Annotated in this window: 11 protein-coding genes; 4 read left to right on the top strand and 7 right to left on the bottom strand. The window is 39.8% G+C overall.

What is annotated here, in order from left to right; all coding sequences use genetic code 11:
- Positions 1 to 92: 92 nt before the first annotated feature.
- On the top strand, positions 93 to 1,022 hold the full coding sequence (locus tag RM347_RS24945; protein WP_322716411.1) for a tyrosine-type recombinase/integrase: 930 nt from the start codon (positions 93 to 95) through the stop codon (positions 1,020 to 1,022).
- 121 nt (positions 1,023 to 1,143) lie between these two features.
- On the opposite strand, the gene RM347_RS24940 is transcribed toward RM347_RS24945, so the two are convergent.
- From RM347_RS24940 to RM347_RS24930, 3 genes are all read right to left on the bottom strand, one after another.
- Positions 1,144 to 4,704 carry a plasmid replication protein, CyRepA1 family gene (locus RM347_RS24940; RefSeq protein WP_322716410.1) on the bottom strand — a complete coding sequence of 1,187 codons (3,561 nt, stop codon included), beginning with the start codon at positions 4,702 to 4,704 and terminating at the stop codon, positions 1,144 to 1,146.
- Positions 4,705 to 5,685: 981 nt separating this feature from the next.
- A complete protein-coding gene (locus RM347_RS24935) occupies positions 5,686 to 5,991 on the bottom strand; it encodes a fertility inhibition FinO-like protein (protein WP_292843337.1) in 306 nt (101 codons plus the stop codon).
- Between the two features lie 11 nt (positions 5,992 to 6,002).
- Positions 6,003 to 7,514, bottom strand: a complete 1,512-nt coding sequence (locus tag RM347_RS24930; protein ID WP_322716409.1) for an ATP-binding protein — start codon at positions 7,512 to 7,514, stop codon at positions 6,003 to 6,005.
- A 471-nt stretch (positions 7,515 to 7,985) separates the two neighbouring features.
- Here RM347_RS24930 and RM347_RS24925 point away from each other — a divergent pair, with 471 nt between their 5' ends.
- Both RM347_RS24925 and RM347_RS24920 read left to right on the top strand, forming a co-directional pair.
- The gene (locus RM347_RS24925; protein ID WP_322716408.1) at positions 7,986 to 9,851 is read left to right on the top strand and encodes a serine/threonine-protein kinase; all 1,866 of its coding nucleotides are present in this window, start codon (positions 7,986 to 7,988) and stop codon (positions 9,849 to 9,851) included.
- A gap of 131 nt (positions 9,852 to 9,982) precedes the next feature.
- Complete coding sequence (locus tag RM347_RS24920; protein WP_322716407.1) at positions 9,983 to 11,020, top strand: tetratricopeptide repeat protein; 1,038 nt, start codon at positions 9,983 to 9,985, stop codon at positions 11,018 to 11,020.
- Here RM347_RS24920 and RM347_RS24915 read toward each other — a convergent pair.
- The 4 genes from RM347_RS24915 to RM347_RS24900 form a co-directional block, all read right to left on the bottom strand.
- A complete protein-coding gene (locus tag RM347_RS24915; RefSeq protein ID WP_322716406.1) occupies positions 10,978 to 13,410 on the bottom strand; it encodes a CHAT domain-containing protein in 2,433 nt (810 codons plus the stop codon). The genes RM347_RS24920 and RM347_RS24915 overlap by 43 nt on opposite strands.
- Positions 13,411 to 13,484: 74 nt before the next feature.
- Positions 13,485 to 16,187 (bottom strand): filamentous hemagglutinin N-terminal domain-containing protein, encoded by a 2,703-nt coding sequence (locus RM347_RS24910; protein ID WP_322716405.1) that lies wholly within the window; start codon positions 16,185 to 16,187, stop codon positions 13,485 to 13,487.
- Positions 16,188 to 16,251: 64 nt separating this feature from the next.
- Positions 16,252 to 16,878, bottom strand: a complete 627-nt coding sequence (locus RM347_RS24905) for a PAP/fibrillin family protein (RefSeq protein ID WP_322716404.1) — start codon at positions 16,876 to 16,878, stop codon at positions 16,252 to 16,254.
- Between the two features lie 838 nt (positions 16,879 to 17,716).
- On the bottom strand, positions 17,717 to 18,310 hold the full coding sequence (locus tag RM347_RS24900; RefSeq protein ID WP_322716403.1) for a hypothetical protein: 594 nt from the start codon (positions 18,308 to 18,310) through the stop codon (positions 17,717 to 17,719).
- A gap of 297 nt (positions 18,311 to 18,607) precedes the next feature.
- Between RM347_RS24900 and RM347_RS24895 the strand changes: the two genes are divergently transcribed.
- Positions 18,608 to 19,549 carry a hypothetical protein gene (locus tag RM347_RS24895; RefSeq protein WP_322716402.1) on the top strand — a complete coding sequence of 314 codons (942 nt, stop codon included), beginning with the start codon at positions 18,608 to 18,610 and terminating at the stop codon, positions 19,547 to 19,549.
- The last annotated feature ends 31 nt before the right edge of the window (positions 19,550 to 19,580 follow it).

Genomic DNA, 19,580 nt, shown 5'->3' with positions numbered 1-19,580 from the left:
TTGAAACGCCCATTTTAAAGGACAATAAAAATCAGACACTATAAAACCAGACGAAACCATGCTTGTGTCTGATTTTTAAGGGAGTTATAAAAATGACCCTCTCTCTAGTCCACATAACAGCGCATAGAAAGGCGATCGCTTCCTTGCCAGTAGCGCAGGCGGAGGCGAAGTTGATTGGGTTGTGGTTGGAAGGAAAAGCAGAGTCATCTATCATCTCTTACCGACGGTACACGAGGCGATTTCTGGAATTTTTGGACAAGCCCCTCAAAAAAGTGACTTATGAAGATTTGGTAGAATACGCCAGTTGTTTTGGGGGCAATGCCCAAAGTACAAAGCGGATATATATTGCCGCAGCTAAAAGCTTGATTAGTTTCGCTCATAAAATTGGATATCTCCCTTTTAATGTGGGTATGGCGCTAAAACTCGGTGAACTGCCGGATGTAATTAACGAACGCTATCTCGATGAAGCTGATATTAAATTGTTGGTACGGGCAGCTTCTAAGCATTTAGCTGATGCGAAAACTCCTAAGCGACAGTACACAGCCCTACGTAATTTGTTAATTATCAAACTCCTCTATCAGGCAGGGTTACGGGCAAGTGAAATTTGTGAGTTAACATGGGGAGATTTGACACCCCGTGGCGACAGTGGTCAGGTGTATGTTCGTAAAGCCAAGGGCAGCAAAAATCGCACAATTCTCATCAAGCAGAAACTCTGGACGGAATTAATGGAGTTCAAAGCTTCGGCTCACTCCAATCAAGCAGTGTTTCCAAGTCAAAAGGGGGGACATTTAGACCGTCAAAACTTGCACCCGATTGTCAAAGCAATTGCACAAGAAGCTGGATTAAGCGAACTGGTTTCTGCTCACTGGTTACGTCATGCCCACGGTTCTCACGCGATTGAGCGCGGGACTAATCCAGTGCTGGTGAAAGAAACTTTGGGTCATGCCAATTTAGCCATCACCGATCGCTATCTCAAGGCTAGACCGAATGACAGTAGCGCTTTGAACTTGATGGATCTTTGATATTTACACAAACTCTAAGATTTGAACCAGTGAGAATGCAGCACAAATAAGAACCAGTGGCATCGATTGCTACTGGAAACTAAGCAGAAAAACTGCTTTCAAATGCCAAAGGGATTTTTCCCTAGCCAGCCCCCTCCATAGGCAACACTTCTTCCAAGAGCCATTCATAAAATTCAGGAACTTGAGATTCCACAAGTCGCAGTTCATTTGCCGCGATCGCTTCAAGTTCCAGTACCGTCTCCCAGCGCAAATCACTCTGCCATCGCTTGAGAATGCCTTTAATCGCGTCAACCCCCTGCTTAATACCAGAGCGAAGTATTTCTACGCAGTGGAGCAGCGTGATGCGATCAGTGAAGAGAGCAGAGGGGCAGGGGGGCAGAGGGGCAGAGGGGAAAGAACTTGTACAAATTTCTTCTTTGTTTCTCAACTCTTCAACTCCTCTACTCAAGAGATCCTCTGCCCCTCTGCTCTCATCGGTAGTATCCTCCCCTTGGCAATGGGAGTTCCCTATAGCATCAAGGGGGGGTGTGGATACGGGCTGCTGATTGGAGTTTACACTATACGCAGCAGGGGTTTGAGCAGCATAATAGGTTCGATTTTCTTTTTGATTACGCTTTTCCACGCGATGAGCAATTACATGCATTGCAAATTCTAATTCCTCTTTAGATAAAGAGAAAAGTTTTACCTGTTGACCCCGTTTACCCTGCTTACGGAAGGTCAACTTTAGCCCCAGTTGCTCGACTAAAGTGGCTAGCAACCAAATAGGCTTACAGTCACTGGGAATAGTAAACCCAAGAATTGCTTTGACGTGAGCAGCACAATGTATAGCGATCTCCCTCATCTTGAGTAAGGTGGAATCCGAGGCGGTAACTTCCTCACCTGCAACTAAAGAAGTGAGAATCTGATGCAGCCCCAGGTTAAATCTAGCCAGCCACCGTGCCGAGTAATTGCCCCAGTCGATGCACAAAGGTAGATTGTCGCGCTCGGTGCGGTCTTTTTGGGTGACAATTGTTGGTGGCGTGGGATAACTTTGCCCAGTTTTGGGGTCAACAATTGATTCTTCGGGCTTTGCTAAAATTGCCTCAAGTCCGGCGATAGCTCTAATTAAGCGACCACCTTTATCCATTTCTACAAGTGATTCGGTTACTTCGATGCCGTAAGAATCAGAAATGCGAAACTTTTCACATTCAAAAATTTCATTAGGGTCAAGGTAATCTTTGCTCTGACGGGCGCGGTACTCACTCAAAGTAATATTCTTAGCCTTGGCAACATGAGAATTGTGGGCACAATCCAAAGCTTGTGCCGCTGCTTTTAGACTTTCTCTTGCTTGGTCATCATCATCACTGCCCACACATATAAATGTATTGCCCATTTCGGTGAGCAGCGATCGCAAATCATCACGCAGATTATTGAGAGAATAGTGGCGGTTAGCCATAATTTGGCAGTAAGCCTCAAGCGCCCAATCTTTCTCGGCTCCGCGTTTGCCTGTTTGACGGTCAATCCGCAACAGAAAAGCGGTCATTTCATTGGTTTGGAGCAAGCGCTCTTTAATCTTGGATGCGTTTGTATCTTGGTAGCCAAAGGGAGGACGCGGGGCCACCCAAATATGAAACGGGACTTTCTGGCGATAGCGGTACAACTGCTGGGCGCATTCAGTGGCGGTTTGGGAAACGCCGTGAAACACGCCAAATACTAAGTCAAAATGATACTCCGAAATATCGACACCAGTACCGAGACTGGGAGAGGTGAACAAGGCATCAAAGTTTTTGACGGCGTTGGTGATATCTTTGATGAAAGCGACATTCTCATCACTGCCAGAATTGTCAGAGTGAACAGACCAGATACGCCATTTTTTTTGTGTATGTGATTTTTCGGAGTTAGATTCTTCGTAGTTGATAGTAAAGGATTTGTCGAGTTTTTTGATAAAACGCTTACTGTCACTTGCAACCATAACTTTTTCTCCAAGCATCAGCGCTGCCGAGATTTGGGCGACTAGGGCGCTTGAATTATCCCCCTCGTACCAATAAATTGTGCGTGAACCGTTTCGCCACTCGTTTTTGATAATGTACGGGACTTCACCTTTTGGTCGCATTGCAAGAAAGAAGTTTACCGTTAAATCATCCATGTGTGCATCAGCGATGACGACCAGTGGCGCATTGTATACTATATATTCCAGTACCTCCAAAATGGCGGCACGGTGCTGTTTGCAAGTATTACTGTGCAGTAAGTGGGTGAGGTATTGGCAAGCTTCATCTATAAATATGCAGCCGTAGGTGAGAGACTGAGTATTCAGCTTATGCAAGCTGTCGATAGTAATACTAAGGGCTTGAGCCTGAGCTAAACCTGTGTAACCCAAGTCTGAATACATCGCCGTCTGCAAGCGTTCGGCAAGATTTTTCAGCAAATTTACGCGATGCCCATTGTTGAGGAACCGCGCGTCGGGGTTTTGGTCACGCCACCAGCGCATAAGTTGGGTTTTACCAGTACCCATGTCGCTCCAGAGTACGACTAGTCCTGATTTTGGGAAATTGAAGGTAGGGGATTTCTTCGATTTGGATGAATCAACTCCGCCAGAATTCATAGACTCTTTCTTTCTTTGATGTCCTTTTATAGATGGCGTGAAAAGTTGTTCCTTTTCAAGATCATAAAGCTCAGGCACTCTCAAGCATTTTTCTTCAAGTTCAGGAATACACAAAGCCTCAGAGAGATACTTGACATTAACAGTGACATCCGGCTGGTACTTGCTTAGTCCCCATTTTTTAGCCCGATACGAGCGCTTGTAATCAGCAAGTGATTTAGCATCATCTATAATTGCGGTCAGTAGAGCGTTAGCATCTTCGCCCCGCGCCACAACAAAATCATCAACGCCTTTTTCTGGGCCTGGTAACAGCGCAACTTCACATTCACAACCAGCCGATTCGATTGCTTTTGCAGTGCGAACAGTGGCTTGAAACACCGACCACCTGGTTTTAGAAGAAGTTTCGTAGTCAAAAAGAATTATGAACTTGCGTCCCGCCTGAGCCATCGGTACTAAGTCAGGATGCAACCGTTCATCAAAATCTTGTTTGCCCACGCGCCCGTTCCAAATTCCTGGGAGTGCGATCGCTACAAAGCCCAGACTTAGCAAGCAAGCAGCCTTTTTTTCGCCTTCGCATAAGATAATTGGAATCTCTGGGTGTTGCTTTATCCACTCCCAAAATATTAGCGGATTGAGTTTATCCAACAGGCGCAGCGCTAAAAGTGAATGATAGCGCTTAATTAAATAACGCTTTGCAACTTTGTCCCAGATGGGGTTAGCGACATCGAAGTAGGTAACACGGTTGGGAGTTTTGGGTGGCGACTCGTATTTGACGGGTTTCCCTTTTTGCCAATCAATGCGAGGAAAGTTGGGCTTGATCCTTCCCCACTCCATCGGTTGCCAGTTCTTGAATGGGTCAAGTGACTGAATCCACGTCCCACCCAGTAATAGGTGCTGATACAGCTTTAAGTATCCATCGGTGACTCGCCCTGCATTCTTGCGTGGGATTTTATCAGATATGAACAGGAAATCATAAACTGATTCTCCCTCTACATGGAAAAAGTTGCGCTTAATCAACGCCGGATGAATGGCGCTACCAGCTAACAACTCATGGTACTCCGCAGCCGTGAGGTTGTTTGGGTATTCAATTGTCGCTGAATTCATCGGTTCTCCCCTTGGAATTCCTTGGAGAGAGATGTGTCTAATCTGAAAGTAATATCGGTGCTGAAACTTTTCCCACTCACCAACACGATGTCCAAAAGCAACGCTCTTGAAATCAGCAGCAACAAATCTGTTGCTCTAGTAGTTAGCCAAGGGAACTTGGCTAGGAAAAGAGAAAGGGATAAAGGGGAAAAGTATTTTATCCCTTTCTCTTTTCCCTTTATCCTTTCCCCAATCCTCTCCCAGCATTTTTGAGTTGGTAGACTACTAGGCAGGATACTCCTAAAATTGCCCGATGCTACAGCACAAAGTTGCCGTGCGAAAGCTGCACTCGACCCCATGCGCTCTACTACTGCGCTCTTGGAGCGTTCTCTATTTATCACGATATTTTCCCCTGATAACTTGGTTGACAAGCTCAGAGGGGGCTGCATCAGTTAACAGTCAACAGTTGACAGTTATCAAGGACTGTAAATTCCAACTGATAACTGGTAACTGATAACTGTTATTCGCGCTGCTACATCTTTTAGCTACAAAATTCGGAGTTTTTTCTTAACTAAATTTAACATTTCACTACTTAAAGAATTTTAACAGCCAAAAATCCGCCACCAAAAATTCGACGATTTAGTGACAACCCCTGTATAATAGGGAAAGCAGCGCGGATTTAACTCAGTCGGACAATTTTTGTGGTAATCTTAGTCGCCAAACTTTAACAACCACTTATTTTGTTCCTTCGAGATCAACCCCGCTCTGAGGTTATATGAAATTTAAGATTCGTACAAAGCGCGACTCCCTAGTGGCGCTTTGTGCGTTAAATACGGGTATTGTTGTAAATTCTTCACCTCTATCTTCTTTACGTAACTATTCAGCTTGATTTTACACAACTTATGGTCTTTCCGTATCTAGCGAGATTCTGATTTTTTTTGTTTGACTCCTCCATATTTACCAGCGTTTGTTCCAGCTTACCCTGATTGGGTAATCGCTTTTTCAAGAAGTAGCACCTAACGCAGAGGTCGTTTCTGCCTTGGGCTTGCGCTCGAAAACTTGTATATTGGATTTCTTTAACACGAAACCCTGTTCTGCCTGCTGTCCAAGTTTACCTACAATTGCTCCTACCCATTGAGAATAATTACTTGCAGCATCGGTCAGTTTCTTCCAAATCTTTACTTTAACTGTGGCTGAAATGATTTGTCTGTCGCAGTCTAAGTCAAAATGCTGCCAACCGCACTCTATATCCTTAGATTGTGGCAGTTCATTGATTTTAATTGTAATTTCTAGTTTGCCTGCAATCATAGCTACCTCTGTTAAAATGTGAGCGCTAATTCTGGTGAAGCATTAGATGTATGCACCTGTCCTGGTATATTTTTCCTAATATATTTTTTGACTATAGGTTGAAGAGTAAAACTACTTTCTTCAGAAGCAGAATCTTTAATAGTTTCAATTAAAAACTGCTTTTCCAATCCTTCTAATGCTGTAATTAAATCTGATATTGATAACGATATTGATTCTTTTTGATTCAAGCCATTTAATAAACTAGTAAACTTAACAGGTCTTGAGTTTAAAGTTAACTCTTCTGCTATATAAATCATAATTTCTTGTTGAATTTTACTTAGTAAGTAACCAAAGGCTTTATCAAGCATTGCTTGAAATTGGCTACTGAAAAGCGTAGTTCTATTTTCAAAAAACTTTTGAACACTTCCGCCAAAAAAGTGGTGAATTCTGGTAACTACCGTCTTTAGCTCTAAAGGATTGCCGTAGTAAATTTTAATTAATTCGTTGCATTTCTCTTCGTCATCCAATCCTTGATCAAAAAGAAGTTGCATTGCCGGATCAGTCTCTAATCCTTTTATTTTTAGATATTGAATAGGACGTCCTGCTATTATAAGATCCTCAAATTCATCAGGAAAGACTCGATTAGTTAAGAGCAAGCAGCTTTGATCCATTTCCTCTATTAATCTGCGAAAAAATAGTTTGTACTCTAAGTGTTGCTCTAAATTAGTTGTTTCAAACAAGGAATCAGATTCATCCAATACCAAAAGACATCGGCACGATTGCATCTGCTTGATCAGTACTGAAACCATTGCTTGAGTAAATTTAGGTGAGTCTAGCTTAAGCTCTAAAGGTTGGATTAGCTCTATTAGTTCGGCTATAAAGTCTTGAAACAATGGTGCATGGGCAACTGATTTCCAAATTATGCAATCAAATTTTGGTTTTGATTCTACACTAATCTCTTGTATTAGCTTTGCAGCTAATGCAGTTTTACCAATGCCTGCTACCCCTACTAACGATACGCAGCGTTGCTTTATTATTAATTCTTTTAAACAAGATAGTTCTCCTGCGCGTCCATAAAAACTTGAGATGTCAGGAGGTTTACTTCCTATAATTTGTATCCAATTTTTGACAGGGAAGCTTTTTTCTTCACTAGTAAAAGCAGATTGAGGATAATACTCTTGTGCAAGTTGCTCTAAAAAATTCCGTACATTCTTTTTAGTAACTCGCTTGCCATTTCCAATTGTTTTTGTGAGTATATCCCATAAACGAGTAGCTACGCCTCGTTGTAAGTAATTGACACTGTAAGCTGAATTTTCTGCTATCTCTACAAACTCACGGTTATGCCACGCTCCCCTCATAATAAGTATCTCTGGTTGAGATAAGTATCTACCTCTTTTGGCAAGCACTAAATCATTGACTATTACTAAAGTTTCATCAAAACTTACTGTCACAGAAGAGTGTTTTTGCCCTAAAAGCTCTTGTTTGTTTGAAGCAAGGGGAGAATAGACTGGTGATTTTAGTATTTGGACAGCATTAGAATCCATAGTTATACTCATTCTGTTGTTCGAGCGAGTGACCAACCCCATACGCTTTTTCTCAATGCAACCGCCGATTAATAGTTTCAAATATAACTCAGTGATACTTGATTTATCTACTTAATAGCTGTTTGCTCCAAACAAATAATAACTCAAGTCACCAATTATGCAAAGGGGACGAAAGATAGAGTAGAATCATTATTTACGTACATCTTGAAAAAGTAGTTAATAAAACTACTGCCGTCACTAGATCACAGCAGCAGTTATCAAATGGATTACTTTAAATGCTGGTGTTAAACTACCATCGATACACAAATATTAACAACTTTCCTAGTTATTCTTTATTTTGAAGTTATAAAATATACTTGATTTATCGAAAATGACTACTCAAAATTTTAAATCTTCACTTACATTATCGTTGATGGGAAGAAAGACTAGATTTGGGGTAGGTAGTTTATATCTGGCTATCCTCCTGCGAATGTGAGTTACTGTATAAATCCCCTATGCGAGCAACGTCAAAATCCTAAAGACATTGAAGAATGTCTTTTTTGTGGTACTTCGCTGCTAATTAATAACCGCATCCGCTTGATTAAGCCATTAAGACCGCTGAATGAAAATCCATTCAGCTATACTGAAGTTTTTGAAGTGGAGGACGCTGGTACTCAATGGAATCCCGTCCGCAAGCAGCGAGTTATGAAAGTTCTGAAATTGAACTCGCCGAAACTGGTTGAATTAATCGAGCGGGAATCTCTTAGTTTACGACTAATCCATCATCCAAATATTCCCAAAAGTACCTTAGATGACTTTTTCACTTTTGTTCCTGTCAATACTTCTTTAACCTTACATTGCTTGGTTATGGATAAAATTGAGGGACAGAATTTAGAGCAATGGATAGAATCTAATGGGCGTATTTTGCAATCTCAAGCATTAGAATGGCTAAAAGAATTAGTTGAAATTCTTGCCGCAGTACACCGTGCTAATTTTTTTCATAGAGATATTAAACCTTCTAATATAATTCTCCAGTCAAGTGGTCAATTAGCGTTAGTTGATTTTGGTGTAGCACGGCGAGTAACTAGTACTTATTTAGCTAAAATAAGCGGAAGTGGAGGAGACAGCACGTCTAGAGGAGGAAAATATGAAATTACATCTGTTGGCACACCTCGTTACTCTCCACCAGAACAAACTGATGGACAGGCAGTACCGCAATCAGATTTTTATGCTTTGGGTCGTACTTTTGTCCATTTACTTACTGCAATTCAACTAATCGATTTACCTACGGATAAACAGACAGGAAGATTAATATGGAGAAACAAAGCACCGCAAATTGACAAACCTTTTGGTGATTTTATTGATGAGTTGACGGCTCCTTTACCAGGGCAACGTCCGCAAAGTACTGAAGTTATCCTGCAACGATTAAAATTACTTCCTCAGCAAAGTAAAATTTATAGATTAACGAGGTCTAAAACGTTCAGAGTTAGCGCAGCAATTGGATTTATGATTTTGACAGTCTTTGTGACTTTCAAAGTATTATTACCATTAAGAGCTAAATATTTACTGTCTCAAGGGGAGAAGGCTGAGGCAGCAAATAATTTTCAGACCGCACAAGAGTTTTTTGACTCAGCTATAAAAATTAACCCTCAAGCCAGATACACAATTTCCAAATTTTATTTTGAAAAAGGACTTCGTAGTACGAAGAGTCTAGAATTAGCTAAAAGATACTATGAATTAGCAATTAAATATAATGACACAAATGTAGAATCATATAATAATTTAGGTGTTGTGTGTAAACAATTACAAGATTATCAGTGTGTAATAGATAGTTATGAAAAGGCTTTTAAGTTAACCTCTGATAATTGGGAAGGGCATTATGGATTGGGAACTTACTACGATGAACGAATGAAATATGATTTAGCGGAGCAACAATACCAGTTAGCCATAAAAATTAATAGACAAGCGATAATTGCTATCAATAATTTATCTAGAGTAAAAATTCTACAAGGTGATTATAATACAGCAATCTCTCTTGCCCAAGAAGGACTACAAAAAACTACAAATCCTAGATGGCAAGCAGTTCTGTATAAAAATTTAGGTTGGGCAAAATTTGAGCAGAAGAAATATAGCGAGGCAAAGCAATATTTAGAGAAAGCGAAAGAATTAGATATCCAAAGAACATCTACTCACTGTTTGCTGGCAAAAGTGCAGGGGATTTTAGGTGATTTTGATAACTCTTGGCTTTCCTGGGAAGCCTGTTTGCTAACTGAATCTAGAGAACCAGAGGTTTTCATCTGGCGAGCCGAAATAATAGAAAGAATTAGACTAACGGCTCCTAATTTAATTGGAGATTAACATTCTTGAAGTTAATATTGTCTCACTATTAAAAATTATTATTAAAATTTACAAGCATTATTAAATACCCTTTTTTTATCTCTCCAATTCTTGTATGCTATTAACTTGCATATAGCTATATAAAACTTTTGATGCTGAGTACACACATACAAAAGAACAAAATTGGGAGAAAAGACCGCATCTCCCAATTTTTAGTAGTTGCATCAACGATACTTCTTCTAGGTTTGAGTAATGCGTGGGGTCAGGTAAAGCCAGAAGCAAAACGTAGGTGTAAGGTTATTGGTCGAGTTACTAGCGTGAGCGATCTTCACTGGCGAGTAAATAGCTTGTTGTGTTCAGGAGATCGCATTACTCCAATGAATGGACGAACAGTTAATACTTTATGTTACTTGAACGGAGAATTTCTAGATTTTAAACAAAGTATGATTTTCGATGCTGAAGATAAATGTAGGCTACCGCACGACAGAGTAAGACTATGTACGGGATTAAACCCAACTGAATGTGACGGCATCAAAGGACCAACAGATGTACCAATGCTAATTAGTCCCTATGGCAGTTCAATGTTGAGTACCAGACCTGTAATTTCTTGGTATGCTGTACCTCAAGCTACTAGTTACACAATAGTTGTTAGTGGTTATGAGTTTTACTGGGAGAAGACAGTAGATAAAACTATTACTGCACTAACCTATCCAAAAGAACAAAAGGAATTACAAGTTTTTAATACTTACAAATTTACTGTATTAGCTAATGTGGGTCATACTCCTATTATTTCTTCAGAGCCATTAGTGGTTAGTGTTTTGCCCCAAGAAGAACAAGCTGCTTTTACAGCAAAGGTGAAGAAAATTAATGAGTTAAATTTACCTCCAGATGAAGCTGCAATTTTGGATTTAGACGCTGTATTTATGTCGAGAAATCTTTTAAATGAAACGATTGAATCACTGCAAGTAAGAGTAAGAGCAGGAAGCCAAAACCCTACTGTCTACAGATTATTAGCAGATCGGTATTTAGAAGCATGGCTACCAAAGGAGGCACTTCGTGAATATAGTAAAGCAGCAGAACTGGCAAAAAACACTAATAACTTAGATGAACTAGCTCGTGTACAAGAAGGTTTAAAAATAGTAGAATTTTATAACCATCCACCAACTAGCACAAAGCCTGACCAAAAGTAAGGATGAACATATTTAGTATTGGATAATAAACTTAATTTTCCCTGACGCAGTGCTTCTGCTTTAGTCAAACCATTTTTCAAACCCTTGTAGAATTCTTGCATGAGTATAGCAGTTGAATCCTCATCTACCAGCCATAAACTAGCAATTACACTCTGTGCGCCTGCTTGTGCTGCCACTCCAGCCATTCCCAAGGTTGAACGCTTATTACCTTTGGCTGTCTGACAAGCGCTTAAAACTAATAATTCGATTGTATTTTCATTAGATTGAGTCTTTTGCTTTAGTAAATTATCAAATTCTAATACGTTTATTACTTTGTCATAAGCTAAAAATACAGTTTTATCAGAGTTAGAACTAAATTGCCCATGAGTGCTGATGTGAACAATTGGAAAATCATTTTTAGTTAGTTCTTGTTTGAACTGTAGACTAGTAAAGTTTTCGTTTAACAGTACAGTTGAGGAATCTGTTTCTTTCTTAATCTCGGCTACTTCTACTGCCACTTCCCCTAGTGCTTTCAACCCTTTTGGAGCATTTTTATCCTTGAAGCTGGGGCTTTCTTTGCTGAGTCCAGCGATTAAAGCTGTAAATTTATTTTGAGATAAAGATTTAGGCGGCCGGATTTTAGAACCGAAAGTTTCTACAATGCTGTATTCTTCTATTAAATAGTTTTTTCCATTATAAAGTAAATCCATTGGTAGACTCTGAAATGATCTATCTAAAGCAAATACAAGTGTCCCTGATGAAGGTAAATATGCCTGAATAGGTTTAATCAGTAGCTCATAAAATTTTTGATAATATAAAATAATTTCCTTGTTAGCACTAGAAAAAAATCTGGAAGACTGCACAGTATCTAATATATTATTAACATGGCTTCTAATTAACTTAGCGTCAACAGAGTTACGAACAAGAGAGTGATTAGAGTATTGGGCAATTACTTCTATGCTATCGCCTAAATCAATAATATGAATTATTGCGGTTGTGATAGGCAAGCCTTGAAGCTTATTCAAAGCTACGACATCCAGTTTCCCGCATTTCAAAAAATTCTCCAATTCTGCTATTTGCAGTTGTTCATTCGTCTGAATTACTAACTCTAAATTAGGGTTAGGAGACGATAATAGTAATCGCATATACTCACGATAAACAGGTTCTACTTTCTCATAAAAGGAAAACTGTGTGTCTACGTTACTTGCTAAGAGATTATCACGAACTCGCGTCAGGTTATTAATTGCAGCACTGTAAGCTTTCTCGGCTTTGTCATACTTTCCTTGTTTGTAGTACTGTAAACCCAATTCGTGCTGCCACTGGTATGCGATATCCCATGCCTGAATTGATTGAGCAAAAGCCATAGCTTGTCCAAGATAATCGAGCGAACGCTCTCGTTGTTTTTCTAGTTTGCCCAGTGTGCCGAAAGCATAAGACATAAGCCTCTGTTCATTAGTGCTTTTAGCCGTTTGCAAAGCTGATTCTGCATATTGGATGGCTACTGAATGTAATCGTTCGTCTGGAATTTGATTGAGACTATTGGCAAAGTTTAGCTTGGTATAAATAGATTGGCTAGCAGGCAAATTAGAGAATGCCGAAGAATTTTTCAGTATTAGCTCTACTGAAGGTTTAATCTGTTGATTTATTTGAGTTTCAATAGCAGCTAACTGTCCATTACCTGAATTTGATTCTGTTATTAACCACTTTTCAAAGTCTAATAGTAAGCTCAAACGGTATAGTTGCGCCTGTAGTTTGATTGGTATTGGTGCAGTTTGAGTATTAATTAATGACTGATAATTACTGAGTAATTCGAGTGCCTTTTTTTGAATCAAATTAACAGTTTCTTTTTGAAAAACTGGTTCTTCTATCCAACTATATTTATCCCGTACCTGTTGATATATAGATTTTTCAGTATTATTGAGTGATAGCAAAATTGCACTGTTATCAAAATTAGCTAACTGTTGAGCAATTGATAACGTTTTTCTCAGAACTAATTTTGATTCAGATAACTTGCCTAATTGTCGCAATACATTTCCTAAATTTTGTAAGCCTAGTAGATGTACAGGTATTGAGTTCAACTTATCAATTTCTGCATCAAGTAGTCTTTTTGTAGAATCAGCAGGCTGGTCTGACGAGGTGGCACAGATTTCAGCATCGAATTTCAAAGCTGTGACAACTATCTTGCAGGCCCGAAGATGTAAACCTAAAGCTTGTAGAGCGACGTTCTGATTAATTAAGGTTCCGGTGATTCCTTCTGTATCTTTTATCTGTTCAAAAAGTTTTGTAGCTTGCTGCCAAGACTTTAAGGCTTCTCTTGCCTGACCTAGATCCAGTTGTCTCTGTCCTCTCTGGTTCAGTACTTCAGCTTGATGCTGTTGTGCTTGTTTGCTTACTTCCCGAGCCAGAATCAAAGACGGCTGTCCTATAGCTATGCATAATCCTAGAATGCATAACAACAAGTACTTGAATAAACCCCAAAAACTAATCATTTTAACCTTACCGCTTCTGTTATCGATGATACTGGCGGCGTAGAAGGTAGCTTATGGCATCTAGAAGCAGACACCTCAGCGTAGGGACTTGGTGGATCGGCTTGTGCGGTCAAGACTACATCTCCATCAGCATTTAATATCCAACCCTGGGCTTCTACAATTTCTAGGGGTTCCTCAGCTTTTGATGGCTTTGATTGCTCCCAATTATCAATCGCCTGGACAGGATTAGAATTTCTGTGCCAAGTAGAACTGTTATCTAACTGATTGTCAGAACTAGCTGCTACTCCCCCAGCACCAATATTCACAAATGTACTCCTTACTCCACCAGAATGTCCCTGGCATACTGACGCTACCTCTGGTGTTTTTGCGATCACTTGTGCTTGCACTTTGGTTTGGCTGGGATTTCTGTCTTGAACATTGATCTGTACTGTGCCGTTAATACCTCGTTCTGAACTAGCTGTAACCTGTGTATTAGACGAAATAAATAGTCCTTTTGTGTTGATGCGAATGTTGCCCCCCCGCCCACGGAATGCGTTCGCTGTGAGGGCGCTGTTGTTCGAGGCTGTCACGATGTTTGTGTCGATGCGGATGTTCCCGCCGTTGCCCTTGGTGCCTTGTTTTCCAGCAGTTGCAGAAATATTGCCAGAGCGTAGTTGAATGATTTTAGACGTTATTCCAATATCACCACCTTCGCCAACGGCAGTGGTCGCGGTAATGCCGCCGTTGTTTGAAATATTGATTGTATCAGCGTTAATATTAATTGTTCCAGCGTTGCCAAAACCATCATTCTTGACACTAATTAATGCGCCATCTGCAATATTTAACTTATTAGTATTAATTGTGACATTTCCCGAATCTCCTCTTAGCATCGAAGGCAGCAGGTATAGCTCTTGAAAACTTTCATTGAAATCGATAACAGATGAATTTATGAGACTGGGATTGACAGCGCCTGGGACTCTACCTATTACATCTATAGAATCAGAAGCATTAATAGTAAGGCTGTCAGCTTTCCCAGTTGAGCGGGTAGAAGTATTAATTATTGCGCTATCCCTAACTGTTAACTTTTTTGTATTAACTATTAATTTCCCACTATTACCACTGCTATAAGTTGCAGTAACTAAAGAGCTTGGAGTAAAGATATTTGGTACTACTCCAACAAGTTCTATAGAGTTTTTGGAATTTACAGTTACATCTCCTCCAGAGCCACTTCCAAGAGTTAAAGAACCAATAATACCTCCATCTTTGATACTTAAGAGTCCTGTTGAAAGGGCTAGATTGCCTGCATTACCAGAGCCAGAAGCTCTAGTAACAATAGTACTAGAAAGCTGTGAAGTGCCTGGTAAGTAACCAATTACTTGAGTAGATTCAGCAGTATTAACTGTTAAGTTACCACCTTTGCCAGTACCAAAAGTTGAAGTTAGGATTTCTCCACCATCTTGTACAGACAAATTTTTTGTAGACAGCGTAAGATTGCCACTATTTCCAGAGCCAAAAGTTGAAGTAATGATATTACTAGGTAGTTGAACAACGGAAGAGGAACCGTTAGCAACTTGAGTAAATTCGGAAGCATTCACAAATACATCGCCCCCCCTACCTATACCATAAGTTTTAGCAGCTATTGCTGCTCCATCCTGAAGAATTAGATTTTTAGTTAAAATTTCGATTTTTCCTCCATCTCCTACTAAGGTTTCATTAACCAAGCTAGTAGGAATTGCTCCGTTCCGAGAAGTTCCTATTATTCTCAATTCTTCAAAAGCATTTACAATAATGTCACCTGACAAATTTTTCCCTTGGTTTTGAATTAAAAATATTGAGCCCCCTCCTAATTCCACCTCAGCAGCTTGTGCTTGAATAGAACCACTACCAAAGCCACTAACATCTGCTATTGATTGTTGAGATAGTTGAATATTCTTGAAGCTAATGGCATCTTCATAACTTAAATTCCAACCATTAGAAGCTGGATTAATGTGTACTACTCCTTTATCAACACTACCTAACTCAATTCGCCCTTCACTTGCCCCAAGTTTTCCTCCCTCTAAAGTTACGTCACCACCCACTAAAGCCAAAGTCTTTTCTGGTTTGACACGTAAGCCATTTGAGCTAATGGTTCTAATAAATGGTGAAAATGGGCTATTGAGAGTCAGATTGTGTCCTGTACCTTGAGCTTTAATTACGCCTGGATTACCATCAAATCCTAAACCAATAGGTGAACTCACTGTTAATAAGGGTTGATTTTGTGGAGCTTTTGCACTGAATTGGCTACCATCAGCAAAGTTAATTCTGTTAGCAGTGGTAGCTAAAAATGAGCCACCGATATTTAGGACAGCATTAGGGCCAAGAATAATCCCATTAGGATTAATTAAAAATAGATTAGCATTGCTGTTAGCTTTCAAAAAACCGTCAATGTTAGAGACAGATAAACCAGTTACTCGACTAATAATGTTTTGAACATTCAAAGTATTATTGAAGTAGACAGTACTACCTGTGGATAAGGAAAACTGCTCGAAGCTATGAAATAAGTTGTTTCCTACTTGCGTCCCTCCATTAATATTGATCGTCTTATCCTGGGAAGTAACTAGAGAATTAATCGGTAATGTATTATCTGGAACAATCTGCGCTCTAACTGATGAAGAGAATAATACATAAAATATGGAAGCTAAATGTTGCCAACAAGCAAGGGAAATATTTGATTTTTTCATCTCAATTTTAAATGACGCTTGGAATTAACTCCAGGGAGTATAATTTTTCTGTGATAACTTAACTTTAAGATGTTATATCACGATGAAAGACAAATAAATTACCTGTTGCACCTCGTCCTACCCTAATTTCTTGATCTAAGTAAGAGGTTATCCACAGAGCCTCTCTTTGTAGAAATTCTAATACTGGTATTTTCAACTCAGGAAAACTCCAATTAGATAGTCCAAAAGGTTTTGTTGCTTGTATGGAAAATGAGTTAAAGGACACTGTGGCAGTTTTCTCATCTGTATCCCATTTCCAATGTCCATTAGCTTGTAACTGCCACTCACCTAAAATAGGTAATTCAACCTGGGCGCTATTAGAGGTTGAGATTTTTCTGGTATTATTGACACTAGCCAATCTTTGCCACACGCGTTTAATTTTGATTCCACCTAAAAAATCTGGAATTGATGCAATCTGGCGTGTGACAACTGTCCCAGCAGATGCATACACTAATTGCCAGTTACCTAATAGAGAAGGAAGATCGTTAGGTTGAAGTGGTTGCAGAATAGGACTTATGTCCTCCAACTGTTGTATAAGTTGATCGATAAGTTCGTCAGAGCTTGGAAATAGGCTTTGCTGTAGTCCTAATTTCTCTATACGTAATAAAAGCTCAGTTTTTAAAGCAAATCTCGCTGCATTATCTTCTACCATGTCTATATTCTTCTTTTATGCTTGAAAGTTACTATCAATAGTAATTATTACTCATCAGTGATATTTTTTAACTACAACCAGTCAATCAACTAAATCTGCATGGCGCTGGTTAAGTATTCAAGCGTTAGTATAGGTGTTGAAGTTAGCAGTATCGAGTATCTATAGTCTATAGGTTGCGATCGCAGATATTTCTTTTGTTTGTAAGCTAAGAGCTGATTCGTAAAGAAAATTTTAAGGATATCCAATTCATTGCTGGGTAGGACTTTGAGAGAATAAACGCTTAATTGGCTCAAATTGCTGAAACCCTTATAAATCAGGACTTTACTTTAGTTTATAATTAGCTATAATGCACTACAAATGCGTAAGTAATATTGGTACTTTAGTTTGGCAATACTTGGAATGCCAGCAACATATTTTTTGTAACTCATAGAAATTATGGAAACTCAGCTAAATCGGGAACACAAGAAACACAATAGACAATCGTTCTTCATTGAAAGCAGTTGCTTGTATTATTGACAGCGCTACTAGTAACTGAAAAAAGTAATTTTTCTGCAACAAAACTTTCTTTTGTAAGAATTGCTGATTTCACATCACCTTCACAAGTGAAAATCATGATTTTCACCCTGAACTTAAGATGTAAACATTTATTAGCTTGATATTAAATGTTTAGCATCTCAGAAAATTTTGATAAATAGCTAAAGCTGATGACTGGCATCTGTGGTCAGGATTAATTTTTAACCTCCAAATACTCTGCTTTGGGCTTAAAAAAGCAAATACACTCTTTATTCGCTTTGGATGTAACGAAAGTTCATATCCCCCTTGTAGTTAGAAGCTTTAGCTAAATCTTTGAGGTTCTGTACGCCGCTGCTGCCCGTCGATAAGCCAAGTGGTAAAACCAGGAACTTTCGCAATTACATATATAAGGATGAATAGTGATTGAGTAGTTGTCGAAGCTAACAATTGTATGGTTAAGATTATCGTATTTTGTATAACTGATAACACGAAGCCAAGATATTATTACAGTTTTCCAGCCTTGAATGAAATTACCGCTCCACTCCAAACTACCCTCATTGAGCCACACCAGTAGGAAGTAGACGAGAATTCCAATAACAGTATTGATCAGTGCAAAAACTCTCGGTGTTATCTGGGTTTGACGAAGTATCAGCCATTGCGCCAGACTGAGAATCACACCAAAGATGACGGCAGCGATTGCACACAGAATAACATTACCTAGAAAAGTGAACGGATCTACCGCAAATTTAATGATTAGCGTGATAATCGGGGCAGAGAGCAAAAAGCTCAGGAGTAGGCTAGCACTAATCGCAAGAAACCAGTAACGACCGAGATAACCAAGGCGAAATTCTAACAACGACTCTTGTACTCCAAACAAAGTCGTCCAAAATGCAATACCCGCCGTTAAATAATCAAGCATTAGCCGTTGTTTTACCCATGTGCTGAAGAGGGTATTTTCTAGGATAAGCTGAAATTGAATTCAGTTGGCACAAGTCAGAAGTCAGAATTGAATTTAGGCTCCTGACTTATAAAGTCTTTCTTGTTAACTGTGGTATTGAACTGATTTTCGTCAAAGTATTCTTTCATCGGTGCAAAATATAAAAAGCAATAAAAAACCCCAACCTGTTTAAAGGATGGGGGCATAAATAAAAACACTATATTTCATGATGACACAATTCAATATTTGTTTGACTGCTGTCAGCCTGGAGGTGCGGCAATGAACAAACCACCATCCAGACGCAAAAAAGCTACCTCTGCGGCATCTGTTGAACCAAAGCCAGCCACCGACTCTACTCCCGAAAATATTTCTGCCCAAGACAAGCCAGCCTCAGCAACGATTACGGTGACTGCTGTTGAAGTTACAGAGTTGACTCTTGAAGAACAAAGCTTACGCTTGCAATTGGAACGTCAGGTAGAAAGGGCATTTTTGTCAGCAGGTCAGGCGCTGATGGAGTTGCGGGATCGTAGATTGTACCGTTCCACGCACCGGACTTTTGAAGAATACTGCCGCGATCGCTTCAATTATAGTCGTGACGCGGCTTACTTAAAGATTTCGGCGACTGTGGTTTATGAGAATCTTCAAAAGTTTTTGCCGACCAATGGTCGGCAAATTCCAATGCCGACCAATGAACGACAATTGCGTTTTTTGGCGAAAGCTGAATTGGAACCAGCTGTGCAAGCGGATGTATGGCAACAGGCAGTAGAGCAAGCTGGCAATAAGATTCCATCTGGTCGCATAGTGAAAGACGTAGTGGATAGGATACGCGAAAGGACGAAAGTACCTAATCCTTACCACATTGGGGAAATATGCATTTTTCTGCCCAGAGATAATCCAGACTTGAGGGGTAAAGCAGGTTATTGGGGCGTGATAAGTCACGTTGGGGAATACAGCTGTACACTCCAGACTTGGGACGGCGACTATACCGTGAAGATTGAACACCTAAAGTTACTGGAATTGCTTGATGAAGATTGCCAATTCATGCAGCAGTTATGTGTGAGGTTACGGCAGTTGCATCAAGTGGCCAGCCGTGACTCTTCTGTAGATTGGCTGTTGCAGGGGTTGGGGAAACAAGCTAAACCGTATCTGTCATCCTTGCAGGCAAAGCTGCTGGTGGCTATGGAACGGGAGTACAAAATTGAGTGGAGGCAACAGAAATGATGGTGCAGCGAGGAAACAATAATTTAATGCA

Source organism: Nostoc sp. ChiQUE02 (assembly GCF_034531305.2).
Lineage (GTDB): Bacteria > Cyanobacteriota > Cyanobacteriia > Cyanobacteriales > Nostocaceae > Nostoc.
This window is presented reverse-complemented; position numbering and strand designations above follow the sequence as displayed.